This window comes from Xenorhabdus sp. SGI 60, assembly GCF_056632175.1.
The window spans coordinates 275,089-301,249 of sequence record NZ_CP196860.1 but is presented as its reverse complement, the minus strand read 5'-3'; the positions used below and the strand labels follow the sequence as shown (position 1 = coordinate 301,249).

Sequence of the window (26,161 nt, the reverse complement as noted above, 5' to 3'; positions counted from 1 at the left end):
CATTTAATTTTTAATAAAACAGGTAACAAAAAATAATGTTACCTGTTTTATTTAAATAAATAGGCCATTTTTTGTGACATAATTTTTTCCCTTTTATAAATATAAAATCAATAAAACCAACTCTTCTGCCTGATTTCTGGTAATCTGGCAGTCTGTTTAATAGGCTAAGCGATACAGGAGAAGACAGAAACGCTTTCCTGTGTTACAAACAAGGTTACAAATAGGGACTGGCAAGATATATGGTTAAGATCAATATGCCCAAATTTTGACATCTTTATAATCCATATAAAATTCCCGCTTGTCAGTTTTTCAGCAGGTTAATATGTTAAGCTATTGACTTTATAAAGCCAGCCTGAAGAGGAACTACAGTTTCTCACACCATAAAGGCAGAAATAACAACAGAGGATAAAGCGAATGGTTCTCGGCAAGCCACAAACAGACCCGACTCTTGAATGGTTTTTGTCACACTGCCATATTCACAAATATCCATCCAAGAGCACGCTTATTCATCAAGGCGAGAAAGCAGAAACGCTTTACTACATTGTTAAAGGTTCGGTTGCTGTTCTAATAAAAGATGAAGAAGGTAAGGAGATGATTCTCTCTTATTTAAATCAGGGAGATTTCATTGGTGAACTTGGATTGTTTGAAGAGGGGCAAGAACGTACTGCATGGGTGCGAGCCAAAAGTGCCTGTGAAGTGGCTGAAATTTCCTATAAGAAATTTCGCCAGTTAATTCAGGTCAATCCTGATATTCTGATGCGTTTATCTGCCCAAATGGCAAGTCGCCTACAAACCACTTCCGAAAAAGTAGGCAACTTAGCCTTTCTGGACGTTACAGGCCGTATCGCCCAGACGTTGCTCAATTTGGCCAAACAACCTGATGCAATGACTCACCCTGATGGTATGCAAATCAAAATCACACGTCAGGAAATTGGGCAGATTGTGGGTTGCTCCCGTGAAACGGTTGGCCGTATCCTGAAAATGCTGGAAGATCAAAACCTGATCTCTGCACATGGCAAAACCATCGTCGTTTACGGGACTCGTTAATTCCCGATAAACCAGAAACTCAGCCAGTGCAATCTGTTACTTCGCACTGGCTTTTTTACTTTTATTGGTTTAACCAGCGGAATATCGCCATTTCCAGCCGCATCATGCCGTCTGTAATTTCGTCCTCAGGAATGATCAATGATGGAGTAAAGCGCAAGATGCTGTCTCCTGCACTTAATAACATCAATCCCGATTCCGCCGCTTGCTGCACTATTTCTCTGGCCTTGCCCTGATATTCAGCTTTCAATACGGCGCCAATAAGCAAGCCTTTTCCACGAACTTCATGGAAAATACCATATTTTTGGTTCAGCTTTTCCAGAGCATGAATGAGCATATCGTGCCGTTTTTCCACGCCCATCATCACTTCTGGCGTATTGATGATATCCAGTACGACACAACCGATACTACAAGCCAATGGGTTTCCACCATAAGTCGTTCCATGCGCGCCCGTTTCCATTGCCGCCGCTATTGTATCTGTCGTTAACATTGCACTGATGGGAAAACCGCCCCCCAGCGCTTTTGCTGTCGTCAGGATATCCGGCTGTACGCCATAATGCTGGTAAGCATATAACTTACCCGTGCGCCCTATTCCACTCTGGACTTCATCAAAGACCAACAAGGCCTGATGTTTATCACACAATTCCCGCACTCCATGCAGAAACGCCATCGTCGCAGGAGTCACTCCCCCTTCTCCTTGAATTGGCTCCAAAACAACAGCACAAGTGTGATCATCGATTTCCGCCCTGACAGCATCCAAATCGTTAAAAGGTACGTGAACAATATCAGCAGGTTTAGGTCCAAACCCGTCGGCATATTTCGGCTGTCCTCCTACCGAAACAGTGAAAAAGGTGCGTCCATGAAACGCCTGATGGAAAGCAATAATTTTAGTTTTATTCGGATGATGACGAGTAATCGCATAACGACGTGCCAATTTAAATGCCGCTTCATTGGCTTCCGCTCCCGAATTAGCGAAAAAGACTTTCTGGGCAAAGGTCGCATCAATCAATTTTTGCGCTAAAGTTAAGGCTGGCTCATTGGTAAAAATATTGCTGACATGCCACAATTTTTCACCTTGCTGTTTCAGGACGTTCACCAAAGCCGGGTGACAGTGCCCCAAAGCCAGAACAGCGATACCTCCGGCAAAATCAATATATTCTTTACCCTGTTGATCCCATACTCGACTTCCTTGCCCTCTGACAGGAATAAAATTCGCCGGTGCATAAATGGGCAACATCACTTGATCATAGGTATTTCGTTTTGTTGCTTTATTTTCTGCCATTTCCCCCACCTTATTTTTATCTTTGCTATTTAAAAATGAAATAATAATCATAAAATATGAATAAAAAATCATTTAAGAGCAAATAAAAAAACACTGAATGAGGGAGTATGGAGGTAACTGACTAATATTTGAGGAAATTATTCAACAATTCATGTCCCTGCTCACTCAGAATGCTTTCTGGATGAAATTGCACGCCTTCCAGTGGCAAAGTACGGTGACGTATTCCCATGATTTCATCTACGTCGCCATTGCGCTGACTCCAGGCCGTCACTTCAAATGAAGCAGGAAGCGTTTCTGCGGCAACGACCAGAGAGTGATAACGCGTGACCGTCAATGGACGATCTAATCCTTTAAATACCCCTTGCTGGCTATGATGGATCAGACTGGTTTTTCCATGCATCACTTCACGAGCTTTAACAACGCTTGCACCAAAAGCCTGACCTATTGCCTGATGTCCCAGGCACACCCCGAGGATGGGCAATTTCCCTGCAAAATGTGAAATCGCTTCCAACGAGATCCCTGCTTCATTTGGCGTACAAGGCCCCGGAGAAATGACTAAATGAGTGGGCGCCAAATCTTCGATATCTTCAAGCTGAATCTCATCATTACGCTTAACTAAAACCTCTGTCCCTAACTCACAAAAATATTGATATAAATTGAATGTAAAAGAATCGTAGTTATCTATTATTAGTAACATAGGAGTATATCCTACTGATTATTATAGTCTTATAAGTTTCCCTACCCCATTGGGGTATTATGCATTCTGTATAACAGTAAAATCAGGTAAAGCAGTATTAACAGCAATGGGGGGCTAATCATACCACAGAAGCACTTTTAAAATAGTGGTACGGAGACCGCATTACCATAATGCAACATGATGTAACAACGTAGAAATGGCGGGGAGAAGGGGAATGCAAACGGTACTCAAACAACCAGTAATGATTATCCGAATACCGTATTATGTCGGTATTCGGACTGTTAAGGTTCAACCTTGGCAGACAAGATCACAATAGGTTTTACCGGTACATTTTGGTAAGGGCCAACATTTTCTGTTTTGACTTGAGAAATTTTATCAACCACATCCATGCCCTTGACTACTTTGCCAAAGACTGCATAACCGAAGTCACGCTGCCCGTGGTCAAGGAAAGCATTATCAGTCACGTTAATAAAAAACTGGCTGGTTGCGCTATCCTTATCTGCGGTACGTGCCATAGCAATAGTACCCCGCAGATTCCGCAGGCCGTTATCTGCTTCATTTTTAATTGGCTCTCTGGTAGCTTTTTGCTTCATATCCTTTGTAAAGCCGCCGCCCTGAATCATAAAGCCGGGGATAACACGATGAAAGATGGTGTTGTTATAAAATCCCTCATTGACATACTCAACGAAATTCTTGGCAGTCATTGGAGCCTTATTGCTATCTAACTCAAGTTCGATTTCTCCAGCCGATGTGACCAGCTTCACGTGAGTTTCAGCGGCTAATACTGGGACAGCTATCGCACTGATAGCACATGCAGCCATAAGCGACACAAAAATACGTTTAAACATTAATGGTTCCTTTATTTTTGAGGCCAACAATAAAACTCATAACAACAAAACGCCTTAAGTGTAATTCCCTATGGAGTTAAGTTCCAAAGATTTACCTACATTTACGAGTACCTTAGATGAATAGAGGGAAAATCTACCCATAACTTTTATATTCGCATAGTTCAGCAAAGTCTATTTTGTGAATAACCCCCATATTGATATGTTTTCCATGCTAAAACATAGAAATTGAAGATTGATGAACACTCGACAAATGATAAGAGCAATTCAAAATCTGTAAGCTTAGTTTCTTAAACTGTGCCTTCGGATATTTTTAATATCTTTATTAGCAAGCTCTTACATAATGATAATCAATATGAACTATAAATAAAATTTAATAATTATAAGAGCGTTGATAAAGCGTCTCGAAAATTCTGTGTATTAGACTTGGTTTCTTATTCTGCATTTGCTATTTTTTTATATATTCTTTATTCTTTAATGCTCTTACATAAATAATCACTATCTTATAAATAAAATTTTAATTATGAGAAGGCGTTCTATTGTATATTGGGTGAATTGTTCAACAAAAATAACCTATCATGGATTCCTCAAGTTACTCCTGTCCACAAGCAACTCCCCTCGGTATAATCACCGCGCTATTTTTGTGTATTCCTCAGGGAGATAACCATTTTGACCATCAAGAACTACAACTATCATATGACCCACTTTATTACGAGTGCACCTGACATTCGCCACCTGCCTCATGATGTGGGTATTGAGGTCGCGTTTGCCGGTAGGTCAAATGCGGGTAAATCCAGCGCCCTGAATGCACTGACCCGCCAAAAGAGCCTTGCGCGTACCAGTAAAACCCCTGGCCGTACCCAATTAATTAACCTGTTCGAAGTAGAAGAAGGAATCCGTCTGGTAGACTTGCCGGGCTATGGCTACGCCGAAGTACCAGAAGAGATGAAACGTAAGTGGCAGAAAGCGTTGGGGGAATATCTCCAGAAACGTGAATACCTACAGGGGTTGGTGGTTTTGATGGATATCCGCCATCCACTGAAAGATCTGGATATGCAAATGATCGAATGGGCGGTCGTGATGCAAGTCCCTGTCATGGTATTGCTGACTAAAGCTGATAAACTGGCATCCGGCGCCCGTAAAAGCCAGCTGGCAAAAGTTCGTCAGGAGTTAGCCTCTTTGGAAGGTGATATTCAGATCGAATACTTCTCCGCCCTGAAAAAAATCGGCATTGATAAACTAGAGCAAAAACTTAACCAGTGGTTCAATCAGCCTGCCATTGAGATGGAATAACATCCGCCTCTGTCCCTCATAAAAAAACGCCCCAGTCAAAAGAAATGACTGGGGCAGCTAATATTCAGCTAAATCCGATTACGTGAAGTAAAAGGTCTGAAAGATAGAACATCTTACCTCTGTACCCTACGCCGATAACTTTAACCTATTCTTTTAATCAAAAAAAGACTTTTTTGTAATTAATTTTCAGTAATTACCTCGATTCAGCTGTTAACATTTAAGCAAATCAGGTTATTATGGCGTCATTAATGTAGTTTAATTACATATTTATGAGATCTAGATCTAATCTAAAACCTAACTGAAATTCTTGTCACATGCCTTTTCGCAGCATAATTGAGATAATTTCAGTTCATTAAACAAGCAGTATTTTCATAAAAATCATTCAATAAAAAAAGAACCGCATTTCTACGGCTCTTTTTCAGCTTCTAAGATAAAAAAGTATATCAGTGTGCCTGATCCCAATTATCACCAATCCCAACATCCACTTTTAACGGCACATCAAGCTGCATACTTTGTTCCATCAGCTCTCTGATTTTCTGCCCTGCGGTCTCCAGCTCTGATTCATGCACTTCAAATACCAATTCATCGTGAACCTGCATGATCATGCGCACATTTGGCTGCTCACTGACAATCCAGTTATCTACCGCAATCATTGCCAATTTGATGATATCTGCTGCCGTCCCCTGCATAGGTGCATTGATGGCTTCACGCTCTGACGCCTTACGACGAATGGCATTACGCGATTTGATATCCGGCAGGTACAACCGACGGCCTTCCAGCGTTTCGACAAATTCATGATCAGCCGCCTGCGCCCGTGTACGTTCCATATAAGCCAGCACTCCCGGATAACGTTCAAAATAGAGATCCATATAGCGCTGCGCTTCACCACGCGGAATACCTAACTGACGGGATAGGCCAAACGCACTCATGCCATAAATCAGGCCGAAGTTAATCGCCTTAGCACTGCGACGCTGTTCACTGGTCACTTGTTCCAATGGTACACCAAACACTTCCGCAGCTGTCGCACGGTGGATATCTTTGCCTTGGGCAAATGCCTCTAACAAGCCTTTGTCCTGTGACAAATGCGCCATAATGCGCAATTCAATCTGTGAATAGTCCGCCGCCACAATGCGATAACCTTTCGGGGCCACAAATGCCTGACGGATGCGGCGCCCTTCATCATTACGAACAGGGATATTTTGCAAATTTGGATCACGGGAAGAGAGGCGCCCCGTCGCAGTTACTGCCTGATGATAAGAGGTATGAACACGATTTGTCAGTGGGTGCACCATCTGAGGCAATTTATCAGTGTACGTAGTTTTCAGTTTTGCCAGGCCACGATGTTCCAAAATCACCCTTGCCAATTCATGATTCTCTGCCAACTCTTCCAGTACTTCTTCATTCGTTGATGGTGCGCCATTTGGCGTCTTTTTCAGTACAGGCAAGTTCATTTTTTCAAATAAGATGACTTGTAGCTGTTTTGGTGACGCCAGATTGAATTCTTCCCCTGCCAACACATAAGCAGATTTTTCCAGTTCATCCAAACGTGCAGTGATTTCCTTTGAATGTTCTGCCAACGTTTGGGAGTTGATCAGCACCCCTGTTCTTTCCATACGGGACAGCACCGGTACCAGGGGTATTTCGATCTTCTGGAAAACTTTTTGCAGAGTTGGAGCATTCTCCAACTGAGGATACATGACTTGATGTAGCCTAAGAGTCACATCCGCATCTTCCGCCGCATATTTTGCGGCTTCCTCCAAGGGGATTTGATTGAAGGTGAGTTGCTTTTTGCCCTTGCCCGCAATTTCTTCAAATGTGGTGGTTTTATAGCTCAGATGGCGATCAGCAAGGCTATCCATGTCATGCCGCCCTGCTACGCTGTTCAAAACATACGATTCCAGCATGGTATCGAAAACAATACCATTTAAAGCAATGTCATAACGCGCCAAAACACCACGATCAAATTTCAGGTTTTGACCAATTTTAGGCAGATTGGCATCCTCCAGTAGCGGTTTTAATGCTGCAAGAACTTCGTGCAGCTCCAATTGCTGTGGTGCATCCAGATAATCGTGTCCCAATGGCAGATAAGCGGCTTCAACTTCTGATTTCCCCACGGCAATGGCAAAGGACATTCCCACCAGATTAGCTGTCAGGGTATCAAGACTGTCGGTTTCCGTATCAAAAGAGAATGCCGGAACTTGTTTCAGCTTTTCAATCCACTCATCAAAGGATTGACGCTCAAGGATGGTTTGGTACTTTTCCGGTGAAATGTTGACAGCAGCAGGTACAGCAGCCACTGATTCTGACTTAGTGCTGGCTGCAACAGGTTTCTGTCTATTACCTTCCAGCCAACTACCATTCTGTACGTCACTGATCCAACGTTTAAATTCATAATGACTGAACAGAGACAGTAACTCATCCGTATCCGGTGGGATAACAGAAAGATCTAAACAGGTCCTATCCAACTCAACGTCGGTTTTGATTGTCGCCAATTGGTAGGAAAGATAAGCCATTTCTTTATGCTGTTCCATTTTACCAGCCAGTGTTTTGGCGCCACGGAAACCAAGTGTGGCAATGTCATCAAGCCGGGCATAGATCTCATCCAATCCGCCAATACCCTGCAATAGCCCCAGCGCGGTTTTTTCACCTACTCCCGGCACCCCCGGAATATTATCGGAAGAATCCCCCATTAGGGCGAGAAAATCGATAATCAGCTCAGGAGGGATACCATATTTTCCCTCAACCTCTTCCGGTCCCAAAATAGTGTTGGTCATGGTGTTAATCAGTGTGATATTTGGCGTCACCAATTGCGCCATATCTTTATCACCCGTGCTAATCAGCACTGAACGGCCCTCTTTTTCAGCCTGCAAGGCCAACGTACCGATAACATCGTCAGCTTCAACGCCTGGCACAACCAGAATAGGCAGTCCCATTGCATTAACCATTTTGTGCAACGGTTCAATCTGCAAACGCAAGTCATCCGGCATTGGTGGTCGATGGGATTTATATTCAGCAAATAGCTCATCACGGAACGTTTTGCCTTTGGCATCAAACACAACCGCCACATGGCTGGGTTTATACTGCATAATCAAACTTCGCAACATGTTCAGCACACCGTACATGGCGCCCGTCGGTTCTCCCGAACTGTTTGTCAGTGGTGGAAACGCATGGTATGCACGATAAAGGTATGAAGAACCATCAACCAAAATCAGGGGATTGTCTGCTATCTGTGCCATAAAATTTTCTTCGTCGTTCTGTGGGGTGAATAAAGAATAGAATGCCATACTGTGTCGTTATAGACGAATTTTGCGGGAATTTTCTCGTATTAACTTGCATTTTATGACAAATATTCTGATAAGTACTCTGTGGATAACTTTGTGCACAAAAAAATGGCATATAAAACAGATTTATGTATATCACCGCAAAGAGAGGATAACAGGAGGTAAAAATCAATGAATTACGCGGAATATTAAATAAATATTACAACCGCTTTAAAATCACTGACTTGTGGATATTACCGGAGTTTATGTTATGAAAGGCGTTTTTTGGCAAGTATTGTGCCAACTCTCTCATGGCTGGCACAATACCTGTATTAATCCGGATGATTAATTTTTCTACAAAATAGAATCTTGCTCGCTAGCGTTTTTGCTTCGTTACGCCACTCTCTTGCCATTTATTTTTTGTTCACCAAATAGTTCACGACTTCAGAGAATTTCTGGGCATAGTCCAGAGTTGAACGGGTATCAACGCCACCATTGTTAATCAGGTATTTACCATTAACAAAGATCGCCGGAACACCGCGCAAATTGAAATCCTGAGCTGACTGACGCTCTTTAGCGGCTACTGATTGCACGATAAAGCTGTTCAGGGCTGCATCATACTCTTCACCAGATATACCCGCTTTGATGAAGGCATTGCGGATATCTTCCTTGCTATTGATGGTTTGGCTTTTCTGAATGCCATCAAACAAAATAGGTGTGACTTTATTTTCAATCTTCATGACAATGGCGACTGCCCAGGCATCGGTCAATGCTTTCCCCAACGGTCCCAGAAAATCAACATGATAACGCTCATGAGTCACACCTGCTGGCAAGTTTTTCTCAACAGTAGCAGGAACATGATAAATATTTTCAAACTGATAGCAGTGAGGACAATAAAAAGAAAAAAATTCCACCACCTGAGGCTGATTTGCAACCGGATCTTTTAACTCGGTATACTGTTTGCCTTCAGAAAAACCGGAAGCAGATGCATTAAATGCCATAAACGCCCCCACCAGTGCTAGCCAAAATTTCTTCATAATGGTCTCCAAAAAAAATTAATACATCGGGTTTAGCTGTAAAGGCGGCTCTTGTAACAGCCGGACTTGTTCAGAAAAAAGATTCACTTGCTTATGCCAAAAATCACTATCAGCCATCCACGGAAACGCTTTTGGAAAAGCCGGATCTTGCCAGCGACGAGCAACCCAGGCTAAATAATAGACCATTCGCATCGCACGCAGAGGCTCTATTAATGCTAATGTCTTGGGATCAAATGCCATAAACTGACCATATGACTCAAGCAAGATATCCAACTGGATCAACCTTTCTTGCCGTGAGCCACTCAGCAACATCCACAAATCCTGAATAGCGGGACCATTGCGGGCATCATCAAGATCCACAAACCATGCTTCATCACGCCACAAGATATTACCAGCATGGCAATCACCATGCAGCCGCAATACTTGCCAGTTATCATGCCATTGGCTTGCGACTGCCTGATTCAATTCATCGAGTGCAACCAGAAAATTCTGTTTATGCCGGGCGGAAATGAGTTCACATTCAGCTAGATGTTGATACGGCTGATATAAATATTCATTCAGATTAAGGGTAGGACGAGCAGAAAATGGCTTTTTTGCCCCGATTTGATGCATTCTTCCCAGCAATCGCCCAACGTCTTCCAATTGGTCAAAACTATCTGACTCGTACTGACGCCCTCCCACACTGGGAAAAATAGCAAAAAAGAAACCGCCGTAATTCAGCACTGTCTGCCCGTCAAACATTAACGGGGCTGCCACGGGCAAATCAGCCTGCTGCAATTCATGGGCAAAATCGTGTTCTTCCTGAATTTGCTGCTGGCTCCAGCGCAGGGGGCGATAAAATTTCACAACATAGCGTTTGCGATTCTCATCCATGAACTGATACACCCGATTTTCATAGCTATTCAGTTCAGTCAGGCCAGAATCAAGATACAGGCCAGATTGTCCCAATGCATCCATGATTAAATCTGGCGTAATATTTTGGAAATTAAAAGCCTTCGGTTCTGTCACAACACAGTTCTCTCTTTATCAATCTTTAATAATGCCCCGGGCACGCAACAACGCCGTCTTAAAATCTGCTTCATATTTAGTTCCTTATAAATCACGATACAAATTAGCAGGGTTAATGACTTTGAGAAAGCATTGGTCTGTCAATCAGCGTAAAGTTATACTGCCACCTCAAGCAGCATGGTTAGATATTGATTCACAATTGAAAGACAAAGGGTATACCAAACATTAAATATTTCATTGCCCAATATCAGGTGATTTAACATGACGCATCCAAAAATCAGTGGCGCAATTCTGGCTGGAGGATTATCCACCCGCATGGGAGGAAACGACAAAGGATTGCTGCAATTTAACAATGCACCACTATACCAACACATTGCCACAAGATTGCAGCCGCAGGTTCATGAACTGTTGGTGAATGCCAATCGCAATCTGGGGATTTATCATCAGAGTGGCTATCCCATCATACCGGATATCATTGCCGATTTTTCCGGGCCATTGGCAGGTATGTTGGCGGTTTTAAAAAGCGCCATCCACGAGTGGGTGGTATTTGTCCCTTGCGATGTCCCCAATTTCCCGGAAAACCTGGTCGCAAAACTGTGGCACTACAAACAAAACGCCTGGGCTGCTTATGCTCATGACTGCGAACGCGCACATCCTACTCTGGTATTAATGCACCGCAGACTAATCCCCCGTCTGGAAAGCTATCTCGCTTTGGGAGACAGAAAACTGATGTTCTTTATGCAGATGATTAAGGCAAAGGCGGTCTATTTTCCCAATCCCAATGCGTTCACCAACTTAAATACACCTGAAGAATGCCATCATTGGGAACGCCTTCAGGAGCCAGCATGAACCACAGTATCAACAATACAACACTGCCTATTCTGGGTATCACCGCTTATAGTGGAACCGGAAAAACGACACTATTGAAGCAAGTTATTCCACTGTTACGCCAGCAACACATCCGCGTTGGGCTGATCAAGCATACTCACCACAATATGGATGTCGATAAGCCAGGCAAGGACAGCTACGAGCTACGCAAAGCGGGGGCTGCACAAACATTGGTTGCCAGCCAGCAACGCTGGGCTTTGATGACTGAAACCCCAGAGTTGCCGGAACTGGATCTTGACTATCTTGCCCGCCAATTTGATGTAAATTTGTCGGATCTGATTTTGGTTGAAGGATTCAAACATGAACCAATCCCCAAAATCGCACTTTATCGAGATGGCTTAAATTATACCGTTGATGAGCTTCTCGATCCGCATGTAATAGCAATTGCCAGCGATATTACGCTGGCAACACCACTTCCACAGCTTGATATCAATCGGCCGGAACAAGTGGCAGCGTTTATTGCCGAGTGGTTACATCAATAACCGTGGTTATAACAATAAGAAATATTTCCTGTCACTCGATCTATATCCTCTTTTGCCTTATTTCCCTTCCGGCATCAAACCAATAAACGTAGTTTTTTTACGGGGTTCAGTCATCAATGCTTCCAATTTTTCGACACAGCGCAGGTAGTGAGGCGTTTTCTTATGCGCTGCAACTGCCGCTTCGTCAGCATAGGCTTCATAGATATAGAAACGAGTCGGGATATTCTCATCACGCAATACATCGAACCGTAAATTACCCGGCTCTTTAACAGAGCCAAGGTGATTATCCCGAAATACTTCGATAAATTCGTCTATCTTGTCGGCCTTAACATTAATTTCCACTAATGTGACATGCATATTATTCCCCTCTGGCTTTTTCACTCAGGAAAAGCTCATAAGCCTGAGCAGGTGTCTCATTATGGTGCACCACTGCCTGCACCGCTTTCATCATCGCAACCGGTGCTTCCGACTGGAAGATATTGCGTCCCATATCCACACCAGACGCCCCCTGATCAATCGCCTGATAGCACATATTCAACGCGTCCAGTTCCGGCAATTTTTTACCACCCGCAATCACAATCGGCACTGGACAACCCGCCACAACCCGCTCAAAACCGCTTTCGACATAATAGGTTTTGATGATGTTTGCCCCCATTTCAGCTGCAATGCGAGTCGCCAGCGAGAAGTAACGTTGGTCACGCGCCATATCTTTACCGACGCCTGTCACCGCCATTGTTGGCATGCCATAACGTGTTCCCTGATCCACCAGCTTGATAATATTCTTGATGGATTGGTGTTCGTGTTCTGAACCGATATAGACCTGTGCTGCAACCGCACAGACGTTGAGGCGCAGTGCATCTTCCATCGCCACCGCAACAGCTTCATTGGAAAGTTCAGTCAGAATCGAGTTAGCCCCAGACGCACGCAGGACGACCGGTTTATTGGTTGCAGGCGGAACCTGACTGCGCAGGATACCGCGGGTACACATCAGCACATCGGTATGTTCAAACAACGGGGCAATATTGATATCAATACGTTCCAGGCCTGTCGTTGGTCCCTGAAAATAACCGTGGTCAAATGCCAGCATTACCGTTTTATTGGTGGTGGGATTGAAAATCCGTGACAAACGGGACTGCATACCCCAATCCAGCGCACCACAGCCTTTCAGTTCAAACAGCGTGTTTTGTTGCGGTGTATTAATGCCAAAATCTTTACCATCTTTGATATCATCTAAATCTGCCATTTCTCCCTCCAGAAAGGTGCCAGGGGCTGTATACCAGCCCCATGAATTAGAAATCGTACTGATTGATATTGTCTTTGGTGAAAATTACCCGCTCCGGCATGACAACAATGCCATTGCCTTTCGCTTCATAACGGTATCCCTGTACACTGTTGGGTGAGATTTCAACGCTGCCAATACCAGGAATATTCAATTTATCCCCCACATTCAGCTCGCCTTTTTGCAATATCTCATTGGTAACATGAATGGCTATCTTGCCCTGCTTGACCACATCCCACAAAGCGAACTGTTTGACCGTACCATTTTCAACATAAGGACGCATCACATTCGGGGTACTGAACCCAACAATCGCGACATCTTGACGCTTCAGGTTTTCTGCTGCCTGAGCCGCCGCAGGCAGGGCATTTGCATCTGGGGCAATAATCGCATCCAAGTCCCCCCACGCTTTCAAAATGCCTTCCGCAGTTTGCAAAGATTTGGTGGCATCGTTATAGCCAAATCGGGTAGTGACAATTTCCCAATTCGGATGTTCCTCTGCAATTTTCGCCTTAGCCTCTTTCACCCATTGGTTCTGATCCGTCACTGTCGGGCTGGAATAGAAAAAGGCTACTTTCGCTTTTTCTTTCTTCACCTGATTTGCGGCCATATCCACCAAAATCCCACCCAACTGTTTTGGTGTTCCTTGATTGATATAGATAGAGCGGCATTCTGGCGCAGTATCGGAATCCCACGTCAATACTTTGACGCCACGCTTCATAGCACGTTTCAAGGCAGGGCACAGTCCATCTGGTGACACGGCTGAAACAACAATCGCATCATAGCCTTGGTTAACAAAATTATTAATAAGCTGAACCTGTCCCGCAACACTCGGTTCTGTCGGACCATCGTAAGTGACTTCAATACCCAGATCTTTGCCTGCTTCCATCGCACCTTGCCCGCCACTGGTAAAGAACCCAACGCCAACCAATTTAGGGATAAATGCAATCTTTTCTGCCGCCTGAGCCAAGGAAACACATCCCAGACTTAATGCAGCAGCTAAAGCCAGCTTTTTTATTGTTGGTGCTTTCATGCCTATCTCCATTTATTTTTATTTCAAGATCGTCTTTCATGTTTCAGAAATATGTTGTTGTGAAACAGAAGCCCTTCGACGTTGCCACCAATCACAGATTTGATGACGATGCAGCGAAGCGGACCGTCCTATCACCGCTGCAATCAGCAAGGCACCAGACAACGCACTGGATATCTGGTTAGGAATTCCCACCATCAGCAACCCTTGCTGCAAATAACCCACCAGCAAAACCGCCAGTGCCGTCCCCATAATCGAGCCAGATCCACCGTAAATATTAGCCCCTCCCAACACTACAGCAGTAATCGCGGGCATCAGGAAAGAACTTCCCAAATCGGAACGCGCTGAACCAAAATAGGAGACCAAAATAATCGCCGCCACTGCCGAAGCCAGCCCGGTTAAAGCGTATAACAAGCATAAAGTTCGATTTACGGGGATAGCACCGTAACGGGCAACACGGCTGTTCTGCCCGATAAGAAAAACATTACGCCCACGATGGGTACGATGCATAAATAGCCAGGACACTAATGCAAAAAGTATAAAAATGACCAAAGGAACAGGCAGGTTGAACAGTGTCAGGTTGGCAAAATCAGTAAATGTATCAGGAAAACCCCCAATGCCTTCATATCCCGTCGCGCCAGATAATCCCGACAGCAATAAGGCACTACCACCAAACAGGTACATTGTGCCGAGGGTAATTACCAACGGATTCACACCTGTATAGAAAATCAGGGCAGCATTAATCAGGCCACACAGCCCCCCGGCAAATAAAGTTAAAGGGATTGCCACAATCATCGGTAAACCAGCTTGATACATGACACCCAATGCAATAGCACATAGGCCGATAATCGAACCAAAAGAGATATCAATACCACCACTGACAATCACCATCGTTAATGGCAACGCGATAATACCGATGCAGATAAAGTCGCTGGTACTGAACAACAGCACGTTAATATCCAGCATCCTTGGATTAACTATGCCAAACAGTAAAATTTCCGCCACCAACAACACCAAGAGCGCCATTTCCCAACCATAACGTTGTTACCCTATTCATTATGGCCTCTCGTTTCTTGCGGTATGTTTGTTTATTGGTTCAAGGAAACGGGCGTAACGTTGCTGGCGTAAATTATTGCCAACGACATGGCGTAAACGCCCATCCAGCACTAACACCACTAACAGGACAAAGCCAGCAATAAAATCATTCCACCAAGCCGATAATTTGAGTAGTACCAGCACACTAGCAATTTGCGTCAAAAAATATGCCCCGAAGATCGCCCCAATGACAGTTCCAACGCCGCCCAGCAAACTTATTCCACCTAATACACAGGCAGCGATGGCTTTCATCTCCAGTCCATTCCCCGTTTGGTTCGGAATAAAACCAATTTGTGCCACAAACACAATGCCTGCCAATGCTGCCATCACTCCATTTATGGTAAATGCAGTGATACGAATGCCATTGATAGGAGCACCAAGCTGACGAGCGCCTTGCAGGTTATCACCCGTGGCATAAAACCCACGGCCAAACTCAGTTTTCTTTAACATCCACGCCATCGATAGAATCAATAACATCAACAACCCGCCGATGGGTGAAACACCAAATAGCACTGGTCTGGCAAGCTCTTTAACCTCAGCAGGCAAGCCTTCTATCCATTTACCACCCGTTAACAACAGCATTAATCCACGGTATAAACAGAGTGTGCCCAACGTGGCAACTATCGCCGGAATTTTCAACCATGCTACCAACACACCGTTAATAAACCCTGCCATCATTCCAATCAGCAACGTAATTAAACAGGCCACCGCCAACGGAAACCCGGTATTAAGCAACATTCCTAACACTACAGCACATAATCCGGTAGTCGAACCAACAGACACATCAATGTTGCGAGTCAGCATTACCAACGTGGCGCCCATTGCTAATAAAATAAGGATTTGGGCATTACCGAAGATCATAGTGACAGTCTGGAGACTAAAAGCATGGCGATCGAGGCTCCCTAGCAAAGCAAATAGCCCCAGAATGGCGATCAATGCTGTGGCTTCTCGGTTATTCTGGATAAATTTCAATACGACGTTCCCCACCCAAAAGAAAGGTGCATAATCTCGTCCACATTCATGTGATCTTTATCTAGCTGCCCACAAAGCTGACCATGATGCATGACCATCACGCGATCAGCCAACTGAACTATTTCATCAAGATCAGAAGAAATCAGGAGGATCGCCACCTGCTGGCTGGCGATTTTGTGAATAAGCTGATAGATATCATTACGCGCCCCAACATCAACGCCGCGCGTTGGTTCATCAATGATCAACACGGTAGGCTTGGCTTCCAGGCATTTAGCAATCAAGAGCTTTTGCTGATTACCACCAGACAGCGTACGTACAGACTGATTTACATTGTGGAATCGAATATTGAGCGCTTGACGATATCGTTCCAATACTGCGTCATCGTGGGTGGAACGCGTCCAGAAAGTACTTCGGCTGTGCGTCAGCGAACAAACATTCCAACTCAAAAAGGCGTCCAGAAATAATCCAGAAGCCTGCCGATCTTCAGGCAGATAAACCAACCCATGCTGCAAACGTGCTGCTGTATCTAATTTATTGATGACTTGTTGTCGGAAACGAATTTCACCACTCGTTATCGGGCGCAATCCATATAGTGTCTCCGCCAGTTCCGTACGACCTGCTCCCACCACACCAGACAAACCAACAATTTCCCCCGCCCGTAGCGTCAGAGAGATATCACGGAATCCTTCTCCACACAGAGAAGTCACTTCCAAAACGGGGAGTTCTGAGATGTTATCCGATACATTACCGTTAGCTTTCAAGCTCAATTTTTGATTATCAACCAACGCAATTGATTTTACCGTAGGTGTAATCGCCTGAATTATTGCTTCCGTTGTAAAGCGCTCAATCTCACCGCTAAGAGCGATATCCCCATCTCGTATCACACTGACATAATCCGCAATCTCACGAATTTCAGGTAATTTGTGGGAAATGAAGATAATCCCCACCTGTCGCTGCTGTAATTCCCGTATTCGCGCAAACAAACGTTCGGTTTCTGCGGGCGTCAACGCGGCAGTTGGCTCATCCAGAATCAAAATGCGAGAATGACGCATCAAGCCACGCATAATCTCCACCAACTGCTGATCTGCTACATTCAAACCGCCGGCTGGCATCTTCAAATCAACTTGGCAATCAAGCTGAAGCAGTAATTCATGCATTCGGCTTGTATTGGCTTGATGTTTTGGCAAACGAAACAGGATATTTTCCTGAACGGAAAGATTGGGAAATAACAAAGGTTCTTGTGGAACCAGATAAATGCCCAATTGATGTGCTTTCGCTGGTGTCAGATAGCTGACAATAGCACCTTCCACAACTAAGGTTCCGGCATCCGGCTGTTCAATACCCGCAATGATTTTCATCAAAGTTGATTTGCCAGCACCATTTCCGCCTAATAATGCATGAACCTGTCCTGACATCAGAAAGAAATCAATCTGCTTCAACACCACCAAGCCAGAAAACTGCTTACTGATCCCACGAGCAACTAAAAGCGGGGCACTGTTAGTAGGGTTCAGGCGAAACGGATCATTGGTATTAATGGCAGTATTGCTCTGTGACATCACGTACCTCATGGCATGTTGGGTTTGCGTTTCTGACACCGATACGAAATTGAACACTTATTTATTTTAAATACATTTGTTCAAGACTCTAATGCAAAACTTAAGATTTTTTCAATAATTAGATCACATTTTGTGAAAAAATTAGATCTGCATTAAAATATGTTCAAATTTTGCGATAAGCCTCTAGTACATTAGCGATATTTATGCTTATTCTTTCCTCGTGGATAAAGAAGTTATTATGTCGATCAAATCAATCAAGAAACAATCAGTCTCAGAGAAAAGCGTATTATCCGAGGAAATAGACTATTCAAGCTACAACTATCCAGGAAACAGCATGAGTGAAGAAGAACTGATGGCCCGCATTGCCTGGTTTTACTATCACGATGGTCTGACGCAAGGAGACATCGGTGAATTACTCGGCCTCAGTCGCCTGAAAGTCTCCCGTCTGTTAGAGAAAGGACGGCAATCTGGCGTGATCCGCGTTCAGATCAATTCACGCTATGAAGGGTGTTTGGCGTTGGAAAATGCTTTACAAAAACGCTTTAATCTCAAACAGGTTCGCGTATTACCTACTCTTGATGGCATGAATCTGAATGCCCGTCTCGGTATCGGAGCCGCTCATCTGTTAATGACGCTGATTGAACCTCACCAGCTATTAGCGATTGGATTTGGTGAAACGCCGATGTGTACTTTGCAGTATCTGAGCGGTTTTATCTCATCCCAGCAAATTCGGTTGGTAACGCTGTCAGGTGGTGTTGGCCCTTATATGACGGGCATCGGCCAGCTTGATGCAGCCTGTCCTGTCAGCATCATTCCTGCACCACTGCGAGCCTCCACTCATCAAGTTGCGGCGACATTTTGCGAAGAACGCAGTGTACGGGACGTGATTTTGGCAGCTTGTGCGGCCGATACCGCTATCGTCGGGATTGGCGCCATCAAACAGAAGCAAAACGCCACTATCATGCGTTCCGGCTATATCAGCGATGGTGAACAATTGATGCTTGGCCGCAAAGGTGCTGTCGGCGATATTCTTGGTTATTTCTTCAATATGGAAGGTGAACTGATCAGCGATATTGATATTCATCGGGAACTGATCGGTATCTCTTTGCCAGAAATGAAAACCATCCCGAACGTGATTGGTGTAGCGGGTGGCATCGAAAAAGCAGACGCTATCGTTGCCGCACTGAAAGGAAGTTACATCAATTCACTGGTGACAGAAGAACAGACCGCGAAAGCTATGCTGATTTGATCGACCAATAATCTCTATCCATCCCCTGTGCCATATCGAATAAAAAGAAGATAACAACAGACGAGGATAGTATCATGAATCAACGCGCTCATGCTCACCCATCAAGGAAGTATTTGATGGCGCTTGATGCAGGAACTGGCAGTATCCGTGCGGTTATATTTGATCTCGAAGGGAATCAGGTTTCCGTTGGACAAACTGAATGGATACACCATCCCGTACCGAATGTGGCGGGTTCAATGGAATTTGATCTGAAAAATAACTGGCAACTGGCCTGCCAATGCATTCGGCAGGCACTGCAAAAGGCAGAACTGCCTGCCAATGCGATTCAAGGCGTTGCCGCCTGTTCAATGCGGGAAGGGATTGTCCTTTATAATCGCGACGGCGATCCTATCTGGGCATGTGCCAACGTAGATGCCCGCTCCAGCCATGAAGTCGGCGAGCTGAAAGCGCTTTACAATAATACCTTTGAATATGATGTCTACCGCTATTCCGGCCAAACATTGGCATTAGGCGCAATGCCGCGCTTACTTTGGCTGGCGCATCACCGTCCTGATATCTATCAACAAGTCAGTAATTTAACCATGATCAGCGATTGGCTGGCTTATATGCTAAGTGGCGAGCTGGCCGTTGATCCCTCTAACGCAGGCACAACAGGAATGCTGGATTTAGCCAGCCGCGATTGGCGCCCCAGCCTGTTGGAAATGGCGGGATTGCGCTCGGACATCCTCTCCCCCGTCAAAGAAACGGGCACCTTGCTCGGCTATATTACGGAAAAAGCCGCGGCAGAATGCGGCCTGAACAGCGGTACTCCCGTGATTATGGGCGGCGGAGACGTTCAACTCGGCTGTCTTGGTATTGGTGTCGTTAAGCCCGCACAAACCGCAGTACTCGGGGGAACATTTTGGCAGCAAGTCGTCAATCTGCCTGAACCCATCACCGATCCAAATATGAATATCCGCATCAATCCGCACGTTATTCCCGGCATGGCACAAGCAGAATCCATCAGTTTTTTCACCGGTCTCACCATGCGCTGGTTCCGCGATGCTTTTTGCGCAGAAGAAAAACTGCTGGCAGAACGACTGGGCGTTGATGCCTACAATCTGCTGGAAGATATGGCGGCAAGGGTTCCTGCCGGTGCACATGGCGTCATGCCGATTTTCTCCGATGTTATGCGCTTTAAATCGTGGTATCACGCTGCGCCATCTTTCCTCAATCTCTCGATTGATCCAGAAAAATGCAACAAAGCAACGCTATTTCGGGCGCTGGAAGAAAACGCCGCTATCGTTTCGGCATGTAACCTTGATATGGTCTCAGCCTTCTCTGGTGTCCAGGCAGAATCGTTGGTCTTCGCAGGCGGTGGCTCAAAAGGCAAACTCTGGAGCCAGATTCTGTCTGACGTTACGGGGCTGCCTGTTCACGTGCCTGTAGTAAAAGAGGCAACGGCATTGGGTTGTGCCATTGCGGCAGGGGTTGGTGTTGGATTATATGATTCCATGCCCGCAACAGGAGAAAGATTGGTACGTTGGGAGCGGGAATATCAACCGAATTTAAGCCACCGTGAGGTTTACCAGAAAGCGAAAAAAGACTGGCAGGCAGTGTATGCAGACCAACTGCATCTGGTGGATGATGGGCTGACAACTTCGTTATGGAAGGCGCCGGGGTTGTGATTTCCAGTTGTAATTGGCATTTTTAGTAATTAGAGGCCAACTTTGGTAAACATAATAGATAAAAGAGGCTTTTCCTGCACTATCTTCCTATCTCATAGTCACAAATTCTTCTGCCGCCGTCGGATGGATAGCAACCGTATTATCAAAATCCTTCTTCGTTGCCCCCATTTTCAACGCAACCGCAAAACCTTGCAGTATTTCATCCATGCCAAAGCCGATACCGTGAATACCCACTATCTTCTCATTGGCTCCTATACAGACCAGCTTCATACGGCATGGCTGACGATGCTGCGTCACTGCGGTGTACATTGCGGTGAATGACGATGTATAAACCTTAACCTGATCTTCACCATACTGAGCTTTTGCCTGTGGCTCCGTCAAACCTACCGTGCCAATCGGCGGATGGCTAAATACCACTGTAGGTATATTGGTGTAATCCAGATGCTCATCAGGTTTGTTATTAAACAGACGCTCTGACAAACGACGCCCTGCTGCTATCGCAACTGGCGTCAATTCCACCGCGCCCGTGTTATCACCCACCGCATAAATACCATTAACATTGGTGTTCTGATATTTATCGACCTGAATATAGCCTTTTTCATTCAGTTCAACACCTGTAGCGGCCAGATTCAGTTTATCTGTCATCGGCTCACGCCCAATCGCCCAGATCAGCGTATCAACAACCTGCTCCCGGCCATCCTGCAATTTAACTGTCAGGCTGCCATCACTATTTTTAATCACGGACTGTAATATTGCTTCTGTATGCAGTATTGGCCCTTCATTTTTGATGACTTCCAATAGTGTTTCCACAATCATGGGGTCAAAAGAACGCAGAGGTGCATGTTTACGGACAAACAGATGTGTTTCGCTACCCAGTGCATTCAAAACTCCCGCGATTTCAACAGCAATATAGCCAGCCCCTACCACAGCAACACGCTTCGGCAGTTCATTAAGCTCGAAGAAACCATCTGAATCAATGCCGTATTCCGCACCGGGAATATCTGGACGTACAGGACGACCACCGGTTGCGATCAGGATATGGTCAGCCGTGATTTTTTCGCCATTAACCTCGACAGTATGCGCATCAACAAAACGGGCAAATCCCTGAATAACATCGACCTTATTATTATTCAATACGCGTTCATATGACTGATGGATACGATCAATATAAGCCGTACGGCTGACAATAAGTTTTTTCCAGTCGAAGTGATTGACGGTGGTATCAAAACCATAATCGGGGCCATATTGATGAATAGATTCCGCAACTTGAGCAGCGTGCCACATCACTTTCTTTGGTACACAGCCCACATTAACACATGTTCCACCTAATGCCTTTGCTTCAATCAGGGCACATTTTTGCCCATACATGGCGGCACGGTTAATGGAAGCAATGCCGCCACTGCCACCACCAATTGCAATATAATCGTAATGTTTACTCATCTTAGGTCACTTCCGTCTAATCAATTAAGTTACTGCTAAAGCTCAACCTGACGTCATTATTACAAAAAGTTATCACTGACAGTGGACGATTCTAGCTCTTATTGCCATAGGCCACGGCTATAGAGTGATAACGCCACGCTAAACCTTTACCTTATTCGGAGACAATCCACTCTACTGATGTATGTCCTGTACCTTCAGGAACCAGTACCTGATGCAACCACGGCAATACAGCCTTCATCTGTTGTTCTAATTTCCACGGTGGATTAATGACGATCATACCTGATGCCGTCATACCACGTTGATCACTATCAGGGCGAACACCCAGTTCAATTTGTAAAATCTTACGAATACCAGCGGCTTCCAGCCCCTTCACCAAGCGTTTAATCTGCTGACGCAGAACGACGGGATACCACAGTGCATAAGTACCTGTAGCAAAGCGCTTATACCCTTCCTGAATACCCTGAACGACATTCTGATAATCCGATTTCAATTCATAAGGCGGATCAATCAGTACAAACCCACGACGGCTTTTTGGTGGCAGCTTTGATTTTAATTGCTGAAAACCATCTTCCCGCAGGACACGGGCACGTCTGTCGCGGGAAAATTCCGTACGTAACAGAGGAAAATCGCTAGGATGCAATTCACTCAGATTAAGCTCATCATGCTCCCGCAATAAATGACGAGCAATCAGCGGAGAGCCTGGGTAATAACGTAAAGAGCCTTGTGGATTCAGCATTTTTACAACATCCATGTACGCCGCCAATTCTTCGGGAATATCATCACGCTGCCAAATACGGGCAATACCTTCCAGATACTCTCCCGTACGTTCGGCATGTTCTCCACTCAAATGATAGCGGCCTGAGCCAGCGTGAGTATCCAGATACAGGAAAGGTTTTTCTTTTACTTTAAGCGACTCAATGATCAGACTTTGGACTACGTGCTTTAACACATCAGCGTGGTTGCCGGCATGGAAGCAATGGCGATAACTTAACATTGGATTTAACCCCGAGAGCAAAATATTGATAACTTGCCTGATGCCCTACCAGATTGACAACTAAAGGGGCATGTAACATAGGCCTCATTCGCAACAAAAAAGATAAGTCCCTCTTTTTTGCTCTCTTCGTTGTGAATCTAAGGAGGAGTTTTCAGGATCAAAGCAAGATCAGCGTATAAAATTTCAGATAATGAACCTAAAAATCTTAGGAATAATTCATGATGTCGAAAACAGTGATCTTATCTGTATTGATCGTTTTCAGTATGAGTGTTGCCTATGCAAACCGGGGTAAAACGGGATGTGAGATTAAGAAAAAAACGTTGGAAAAACAGCTCCAGTATGCTCAAGCAGATAAAGATAAGCGTCTGATAAAAGGATTAACGCGCTCTTTGGAAAGCATAAAGACTACATGTGCTCTGGAAGAGCTTCTGCAAGAACAAAACAATAAGCCAGAAACAGTAAAAGGCAATGCGAAAAATAATACAACAGGGAATTCAGCGGACAAGAACAGTTCACCACCATTGAAACAGCCAAGTAGCAAAAGTCAATCTCACAAACCTTCTAAAAGCAACAAAATAGACATAAGAAAAAATAAATAAAAAAGTGCAGGCCACGTACAAAACACGGCCTGCATCTAATTCTGTATTTATTTTATCATCCAATAGGTTTATAGCTTCCTCCCTCTAATTTGCTGCGCATTAGAAGGGAAGATATTGTAATAAATTTTATCACTCATAAGCGGTTCATTTTCAATTTTCACGGAAAGAATGGAGTTATCTTTAGAAATAGCATAATGACTAAAGTAATTTCCTGCTCTTTCATAAGGATAATGAAAATTAGGCTTAATAAATTTTTTCATATAAGATTCATCTGGTGGATGATACTCATCTGAATAAATCACCTTCTGATCTCTGACAAAAATAATTTTATAAAAAAGGCTGGTTTCGTAATTAAACTTTGCCCCGATAATTTTTTCAATATCCTCCGGTGCTATGCCTTTGTCGATGATATACATTTTGTCCCAGTCAAAAGGAATAATTTTATTCATATCAATCAAACAAGTTGTATTTCTCTGGCAATGCTTATCGGCGTAAGCAATAATCCCTAATCTGCTGTTTTCAAAAGAAAAAAATAAAATAGCAATTCCCAGTATTAACAAGAAAATAATCATATTACTTTTGTTGACACCACGGAAAAACATCATTCCCCCCTTCATAATCAAATTTGATATGAGAAAACGGCCTTGGAATTTTAACCTTTAAAATCAAGTGATTGATATTATTCCTTATGAATTTTACAACTTCATTTTTATCGCCACATCTTGCTTCACGGCACTGATAAACACAGGCAAAAAACACGCCTTTCTGCCTTCCACTTTCCAACAGCAGCCTGATATTTTTTAGGGTTTACAATTGCTATGAAGGTATATCTTGAATTGTGAAGACAATTCGGCATCACTTATTACTTACAAGCGATTGTTATACAATTGCTATTTGGTATCTTAAGTGCGGTTTACAAGATAAAATAGATGTCCACTTCGAATCTTTAGCATCAAGAGAGTTATACAGGGACACTCTGGATGACTAAAAAGTATAGTAATTGTACCCGCGTTTTTTTTGATTTCAAATAGAAAAATATGGTAAGCAAATAATAAAATAGATAAATAGTTGCTAACGTGATTTTATGGTAGTTTTAGAGCGATCACGTGTGTCTGATTTGTATTAAAAAATAATCAGAAAGAGAAAGGAAATACAGGTAATTTATGCATATCAGTGTACTTTTGCATTCACATACCTTACATGCCCTGTGGCAAAAAGCAGATCTGTTACCGGTTATGGTATCTACAAACTTTCAATTCCTTGCATGGCGGTTAAAATCCAGTGCCTGGCGGTTAAAATCCTGGACGGCTGTCTGGTGCTGATTCCTGATACTGACGACACCCGTACCATTAAACAACAGTACCAGCGCCAGCAAGATCAGCTCAGTGAGATTAAGCTGAAAATGCGGGAACTGTTTGACGACTATAAAAGCAACTAAGGGCAGGGATTAAGCAGCTCTTAAAAACAGAAGAAAGTCGGAAGATCATGGGGATCTTTCCGGCTTTTTCGGCAAATCACAGAATATTTCTAGTTATACTGGGAACTTTCCTTGTATATATGATTTCCAAAGATAGTTAATAGGCCAACTATTTTGAGTACTTAAAATCATATCTTTTGCAATAATTTCAATATCATCTGAGATTCTTCCTGATATCTCTGAGTCACCAATCACTCTAAATGAGGGTCACGTATTCAATTTGTTGTTTCTCATGTATACTCCTCACTTTTTCAGGAAATCAGATGGCAACGGTAGAAGTGAAATGTCGATTTTGTCAACAAACCGAATCGGTAAGAAAACATGGCACGGGTCAAGGTGAACGTCAGCGTTATCGTTGCCTGTCTTGTCGCCGTACTTTTCAGCTTGAATATGCTTATCGTGCTTGCCGGACGGGCATAAAAGAACAAGTTGTGGATCTTGCCATGAATAATGCCGGTATCCGTGACACTGCACGGGCACTACATATCAGTATTAATGCTGTCGTTCGCACTTTAAAAAATTGTCCCCACGATGTGTAACCACATTACCGCTGGAACAGGTGGAAATTGAGCTCATCTGTGAAGTCGATGAGATGTGGTCATTTGTTGGGAATAAAAAGCAACAACGTTGGTTATGGTATGCTTGGGAGCCTCGTCTGAAGCGTATTATTGCCCATACTTTCGGCCGACGAAGCAAAAAGACGTTGAAGAAACTGCTCAAAAAATTATCGCACTTTAACGTCGCTTTTTGGTGTACCGATAAATTCAAGGCTTACACCTTGTTGCCCACGGATAAACACCTCATCGGAAAAAGTTTTACGCAGCGTATTGAACGTGAAAACCTCACCCTTAGAAACCGAATTAAGCGGCTGAATCGTAAAACATTAGGCTATTCAAAATCACCGGAAATGCATGACAAAGTCATCGGGACTTTTATCGAAAGAGAATATTATATTTAAGACCAATCAACA

24 protein-coding genes and 1 pseudogene are annotated in these 26,161 nt (G+C 44.1%); 9 read left to right on the top strand and 16 right to left on the bottom strand.

What is annotated here, in order from left to right; genetic code table 11:
- Positions 1-414: 414 nt before the first annotated feature.
- A complete protein-coding gene (crp, locus tag ACSJJG_RS01420) occupies positions 415-1,047 on the top strand; it encodes a cAMP-activated global transcriptional regulator CRP (protein WP_004240730.1) in 633 nt (210 codons plus the stop codon).
- A 61-nt stretch (positions 1,048-1,108) separates the two neighbouring features.
- Here the strand turns inward: crp and ACSJJG_RS01415 are convergent, their stop codons facing one another.
- The 3 genes from ACSJJG_RS01415 to ppiA form a co-directional block, all read right to left on the bottom strand.
- Entirely contained in the window at positions 1,109-2,326 is a 1,218-nt protein-coding gene (locus ACSJJG_RS01415) for an aspartate aminotransferase family protein (protein WP_481088202.1), read from the bottom strand.
- Positions 2,327-2,447: 121 nt separating this feature from the next.
- On the bottom strand, positions 2,448-3,023 hold the full coding sequence (locus ACSJJG_RS01410; RefSeq protein WP_047770751.1) for an aminodeoxychorismate synthase component II: 576 nt from the start codon (positions 3,021-3,023) through the stop codon (positions 2,448-2,450).
- A 281-nt stretch (positions 3,024-3,304) separates the two neighbouring features.
- A complete protein-coding gene (gene ppiA / locus ACSJJG_RS01405; RefSeq protein ID WP_481088201.1) occupies positions 3,305-3,871 on the bottom strand; it encodes a peptidylprolyl isomerase A in 567 nt (188 codons plus the stop codon).
- 666 nt (positions 3,872-4,537) lie between these two features.
- Here ppiA and yihA point away from each other — a divergent pair.
- Positions 4,538-5,161: a ribosome biogenesis GTP-binding protein YihA/YsxC gene (yihA, locus tag ACSJJG_RS01400; RefSeq protein ID WP_481088200.1), complete on the top strand. Its 624-nt coding sequence runs from the start codon at positions 4,538-4,540 to the stop codon at positions 5,159-5,161.
- Positions 5,162-5,225: 64 nt separating this feature from the next.
- On the opposite strand, the gene spfP is transcribed toward yihA, so the two are convergent.
- From spfP to ACSJJG_RS01380, 4 genes are all read right to left on the bottom strand, one after another.
- Positions 5,226-5,273 carry a small protein SpfP gene (gene spfP, locus ACSJJG_RS01395; RefSeq protein WP_438361642.1) on the bottom strand — a complete coding sequence of 16 codons (48 nt, stop codon included), beginning with the start codon at positions 5,271-5,273 and terminating at the stop codon, positions 5,226-5,228.
- A gap of 331 nt (positions 5,274-5,604) precedes the next feature.
- On the bottom strand, positions 5,605-8,397 hold the full coding sequence (gene polA, locus ACSJJG_RS01390) for a DNA polymerase I (protein ID WP_481088199.1): 2,793 nt from the start codon (positions 8,395-8,397) through the stop codon (positions 5,605-5,607).
- Positions 8,398-8,834: 437 nt separating this feature from the next.
- Positions 8,835-9,458 (bottom strand): thiol:disulfide interchange protein DsbA, encoded by a 624-nt coding sequence (dsbA, locus tag ACSJJG_RS01385; RefSeq protein WP_481088198.1) that lies wholly within the window; start codon positions 9,456-9,458, stop codon positions 8,835-8,837.
- Positions 9,459-9,476: 18 nt separating this feature from the next.
- On the bottom strand, positions 9,477-10,466 hold the full coding sequence (locus tag ACSJJG_RS01380) for a serine/threonine protein kinase (protein WP_481088197.1): 990 nt from the start codon (positions 10,464-10,466) through the stop codon (positions 9,477-9,479).
- 261 nt (positions 10,467-10,727) lie between these two features.
- On the opposite strand from ACSJJG_RS01380, the gene mobA reads away from it, so the two are divergent.
- Entirely contained in the window at positions 10,728-11,315 is a 588-nt protein-coding gene (gene mobA, locus ACSJJG_RS01375) for a molybdenum cofactor guanylyltransferase MobA (protein ID WP_481088196.1), read from the top strand.
- Positions 11,312-11,836, top strand: a complete 525-nt coding sequence (mobB, locus tag ACSJJG_RS01370; protein ID WP_481088195.1) for a molybdopterin-guanine dinucleotide biosynthesis protein MobB — start codon at positions 11,312-11,314, stop codon at positions 11,834-11,836. The genes mobA and mobB overlap by 4 nt, the downstream gene beginning before the upstream one ends.
- Positions 11,837-11,893: 57 nt before the next feature.
- Here mobB and lsrG read toward each other — a convergent pair whose 3' ends face one another.
- The 6 genes and pseudogenes from lsrG to lsrA form a co-directional block, all read right to left on the bottom strand.
- On the bottom strand, positions 11,894-12,193 hold the full coding sequence (gene lsrG, locus ACSJJG_RS01365; protein WP_481088194.1) for a (4S)-4-hydroxy-5-phosphonooxypentane-2,3-dione isomerase: 300 nt from the start codon (positions 12,191-12,193) through the stop codon (positions 11,894-11,896).
- A 1-nt stretch (position 12,194) separates the two neighbouring features.
- On the bottom strand, positions 12,195-13,079 hold the full coding sequence (lsrF, locus tag ACSJJG_RS01360) for a 3-hydroxy-5-phosphonooxypentane-2,4-dione thiolase (RefSeq protein WP_481088193.1): 885 nt from the start codon (positions 13,077-13,079) through the stop codon (positions 12,195-12,197).
- Between the two features lie 46 nt (positions 13,080-13,125).
- Positions 13,126-14,145 (bottom strand): autoinducer 2 ABC transporter substrate-binding protein LsrB, encoded by a 1,020-nt coding sequence (gene lsrB, locus ACSJJG_RS01355; protein ID WP_481088192.1) that lies wholly within the window; start codon positions 14,143-14,145, stop codon positions 13,126-13,128.
- 36 nt (positions 14,146-14,181) lie between these two features.
- Positions 14,182-15,183: pseudogene (gene lsrD / locus ACSJJG_RS01350) on the bottom strand (autoinducer 2 ABC transporter permease LsrD); the annotation flags it as partial.
- Between the two features lie 15 nt (positions 15,184-15,198).
- The gene (gene lsrC, locus ACSJJG_RS01345; RefSeq protein WP_481088191.1) at positions 15,199-16,224 is read right to left on the bottom strand and encodes an autoinducer 2 ABC transporter permease LsrC; all 1,026 of its coding nucleotides are present in this window, start codon (positions 16,222-16,224) and stop codon (positions 15,199-15,201) included.
- On the bottom strand, positions 16,206-17,765 hold the full coding sequence (gene lsrA / locus ACSJJG_RS01340; RefSeq protein WP_481088190.1) for an autoinducer 2 ABC transporter ATP-binding protein LsrA: 1,560 nt from the start codon (positions 17,763-17,765) through the stop codon (positions 16,206-16,208). Before lsrA ends, lsrC begins: the two co-directional genes overlap by 19 nt.
- A gap of 238 nt (positions 17,766-18,003) precedes the next feature.
- On the opposite strand from lsrA, the gene lsrR reads away from it, so the two are divergent.
- Together lsrR and lsrK are read left to right on the top strand one after the other, a co-directional pair.
- Positions 18,004-19,014, top strand: coding sequence for a transcriptional regulator LsrR (lsrR, locus tag ACSJJG_RS01335; RefSeq protein ID WP_481088189.1), 1,011 nt, complete (start codon positions 18,004-18,006; stop codon positions 19,012-19,014).
- A 74-nt stretch (positions 19,015-19,088) separates the two neighbouring features.
- A complete protein-coding gene (lsrK, locus tag ACSJJG_RS01330; RefSeq protein WP_481088188.1) occupies positions 19,089-20,681 on the top strand; it encodes an autoinducer-2 kinase in 1,593 nt (530 codons plus the stop codon).
- Between the two features lie 87 nt (positions 20,682-20,768).
- Here the strand turns inward: lsrK and gorA are convergent, their stop codons facing one another.
- Entirely contained in the window at positions 20,769-22,121 is a 1,353-nt protein-coding gene (gorA, locus tag ACSJJG_RS01325) for a glutathione-disulfide reductase (RefSeq protein ID WP_481088187.1), read from the bottom strand.
- Between the two features lie 151 nt (positions 22,122-22,272).
- Positions 22,273-23,115: a 23S rRNA (adenine(2030)-N(6))-methyltransferase RlmJ gene (locus tag ACSJJG_RS01320; RefSeq protein ID WP_481088186.1), complete on the bottom strand. Its 843-nt coding sequence runs from the start codon at positions 23,113-23,115 to the stop codon at positions 22,273-22,275.
- 218 nt (positions 23,116-23,333) lie between these two features.
- Here ACSJJG_RS01320 and ACSJJG_RS01315 point away from each other — a divergent pair, with 218 nt between their 5' ends.
- Positions 23,334-23,714, top strand: a complete 381-nt coding sequence (locus tag ACSJJG_RS01315; RefSeq protein WP_481088185.1) for a DUF1090 family protein — start codon at positions 23,334-23,336, stop codon at positions 23,712-23,714.
- Positions 23,715-23,782: 68 nt separating this feature from the next.
- Here ACSJJG_RS01315 and ACSJJG_RS01310 read toward each other — a convergent pair whose 3' ends face one another.
- A complete protein-coding gene (locus ACSJJG_RS01310) occupies positions 23,783-24,319 on the bottom strand; it encodes a hypothetical protein (protein WP_481088184.1) in 537 nt (178 codons plus the stop codon).
- 602 nt (positions 24,320-24,921) lie between these two features.
- On the opposite strand from ACSJJG_RS01310, the gene ACSJJG_RS01305 reads away from it, so the two are divergent.
- Both ACSJJG_RS01305 and ACSJJG_RS01300 read left to right on the top strand, forming a co-directional pair.
- A complete protein-coding gene (locus tag ACSJJG_RS01305; protein ID WP_481088183.1) occupies positions 24,922-25,152 on the top strand; it encodes a hypothetical protein in 231 nt (76 codons plus the stop codon).
- 302 nt (positions 25,153-25,454) lie between these two features.
- Positions 25,455-26,149 (top strand): IS1 family transposase gene (locus ACSJJG_RS01300; RefSeq protein ID WP_189761441.1). Its coding sequence is split into 2 segments (ribosomal slippage): positions 25,455-25,704 and positions 25,704-26,149, totalling 696 coding nucleotides; the frame shifts between segments, so codons are not numbered across the junction.
- Positions 26,150-26,161 lie beyond the last annotated feature (12 nt).

Coding starts and splice junctions, on each gene's coding strand:
- crp (WP_004240730.1), top strand. CDS start 415: ATGGTTCTCGGCAAGCCACAAACAGACCCGACTCTTGAATGGTTTTTG.
- ACSJJG_RS01415 (WP_481088202.1), bottom strand. CDS start 2,326: ATGGCAGAAAATAAAGCAACAAAACGAAATACCTATGATCAAGTGATG.
- ACSJJG_RS01410 (WP_047770751.1), bottom strand. CDS start 3,023: ATGTTACTAATAATAGATAACTACGATTCTTTTACATTCAATTTATAT.
- ppiA (WP_481088201.1), bottom strand. CDS start 3,871: ATGTTTAAACGTATTTTTGTGTCGCTTATGGCTGCATGTGCTATCAGT.
- polA (WP_481088199.1), bottom strand. CDS start 8,397: ATGGCACAGATAGCAGACAATCCCCTGATTTTGGTTGATGGTTCTTCA.
- dsbA (WP_481088198.1), bottom strand. CDS start 9,458: ATGAAGAAATTTTGGCTAGCACTGGTGGGGGCGTTTATGGCATTTAAT.
- mobA (WP_481088196.1), top strand. CDS start 10,728: ATGACGCATCCAAAAATCAGTGGCGCAATTCTGGCTGGAGGATTATCC.
- mobB (WP_481088195.1), top strand. CDS start 11,312: ATGAACCACAGTATCAACAATACAACACTGCCTATTCTGGGTATCACC.
- lsrG (WP_481088194.1), bottom strand. CDS start 12,193: ATGCATGTCACATTAGTGGAAATTAATGTTAAGGCCGACAAGATAGAC.
- lsrF (WP_481088193.1), bottom strand. CDS start 13,079: ATGGCAGATTTAGATGATATCAAAGATGGTAAAGATTTTGGCATTAAT.
- lsrB (WP_481088192.1), bottom strand. CDS start 14,145: ATGAAAGCACCAACAATAAAAAAGCTGGCTTTAGCTGCTGCATTAAGT.
- lsrA (WP_481088190.1), bottom strand. CDS start 17,765: ATGTCACAGAGCAATACTGCCATTAATACCAATGATCCGTTTCGCCTG.
- lsrR (WP_481088189.1), top strand. CDS start 18,004: ATGTCGATCAAATCAATCAAGAAACAATCAGTCTCAGAGAAAAGCGTA.
- lsrK (WP_481088188.1), top strand. CDS start 19,089: ATGAATCAACGCGCTCATGCTCACCCATCAAGGAAGTATTTGATGGCG.
- gorA (WP_481088187.1), bottom strand. CDS start 22,121: ATGAGTAAACATTACGATTATATTGCAATTGGTGGTGGCAGTGGCGGC.
- ACSJJG_RS01320 (WP_481088186.1), bottom strand. CDS start 23,115: ATGTTAAGTTATCGCCATTGCTTCCATGCCGGCAACCACGCTGATGTG.
- ACSJJG_RS01315 (WP_481088185.1), top strand. CDS start 23,334: ATGATGTCGAAAACAGTGATCTTATCTGTATTGATCGTTTTCAGTATG.
- ACSJJG_RS01310 (WP_481088184.1), bottom strand. CDS start 24,319: ATGATGTTTTTCCGTGGTGTCAACAAAAGTAATATGATTATTTTCTTG.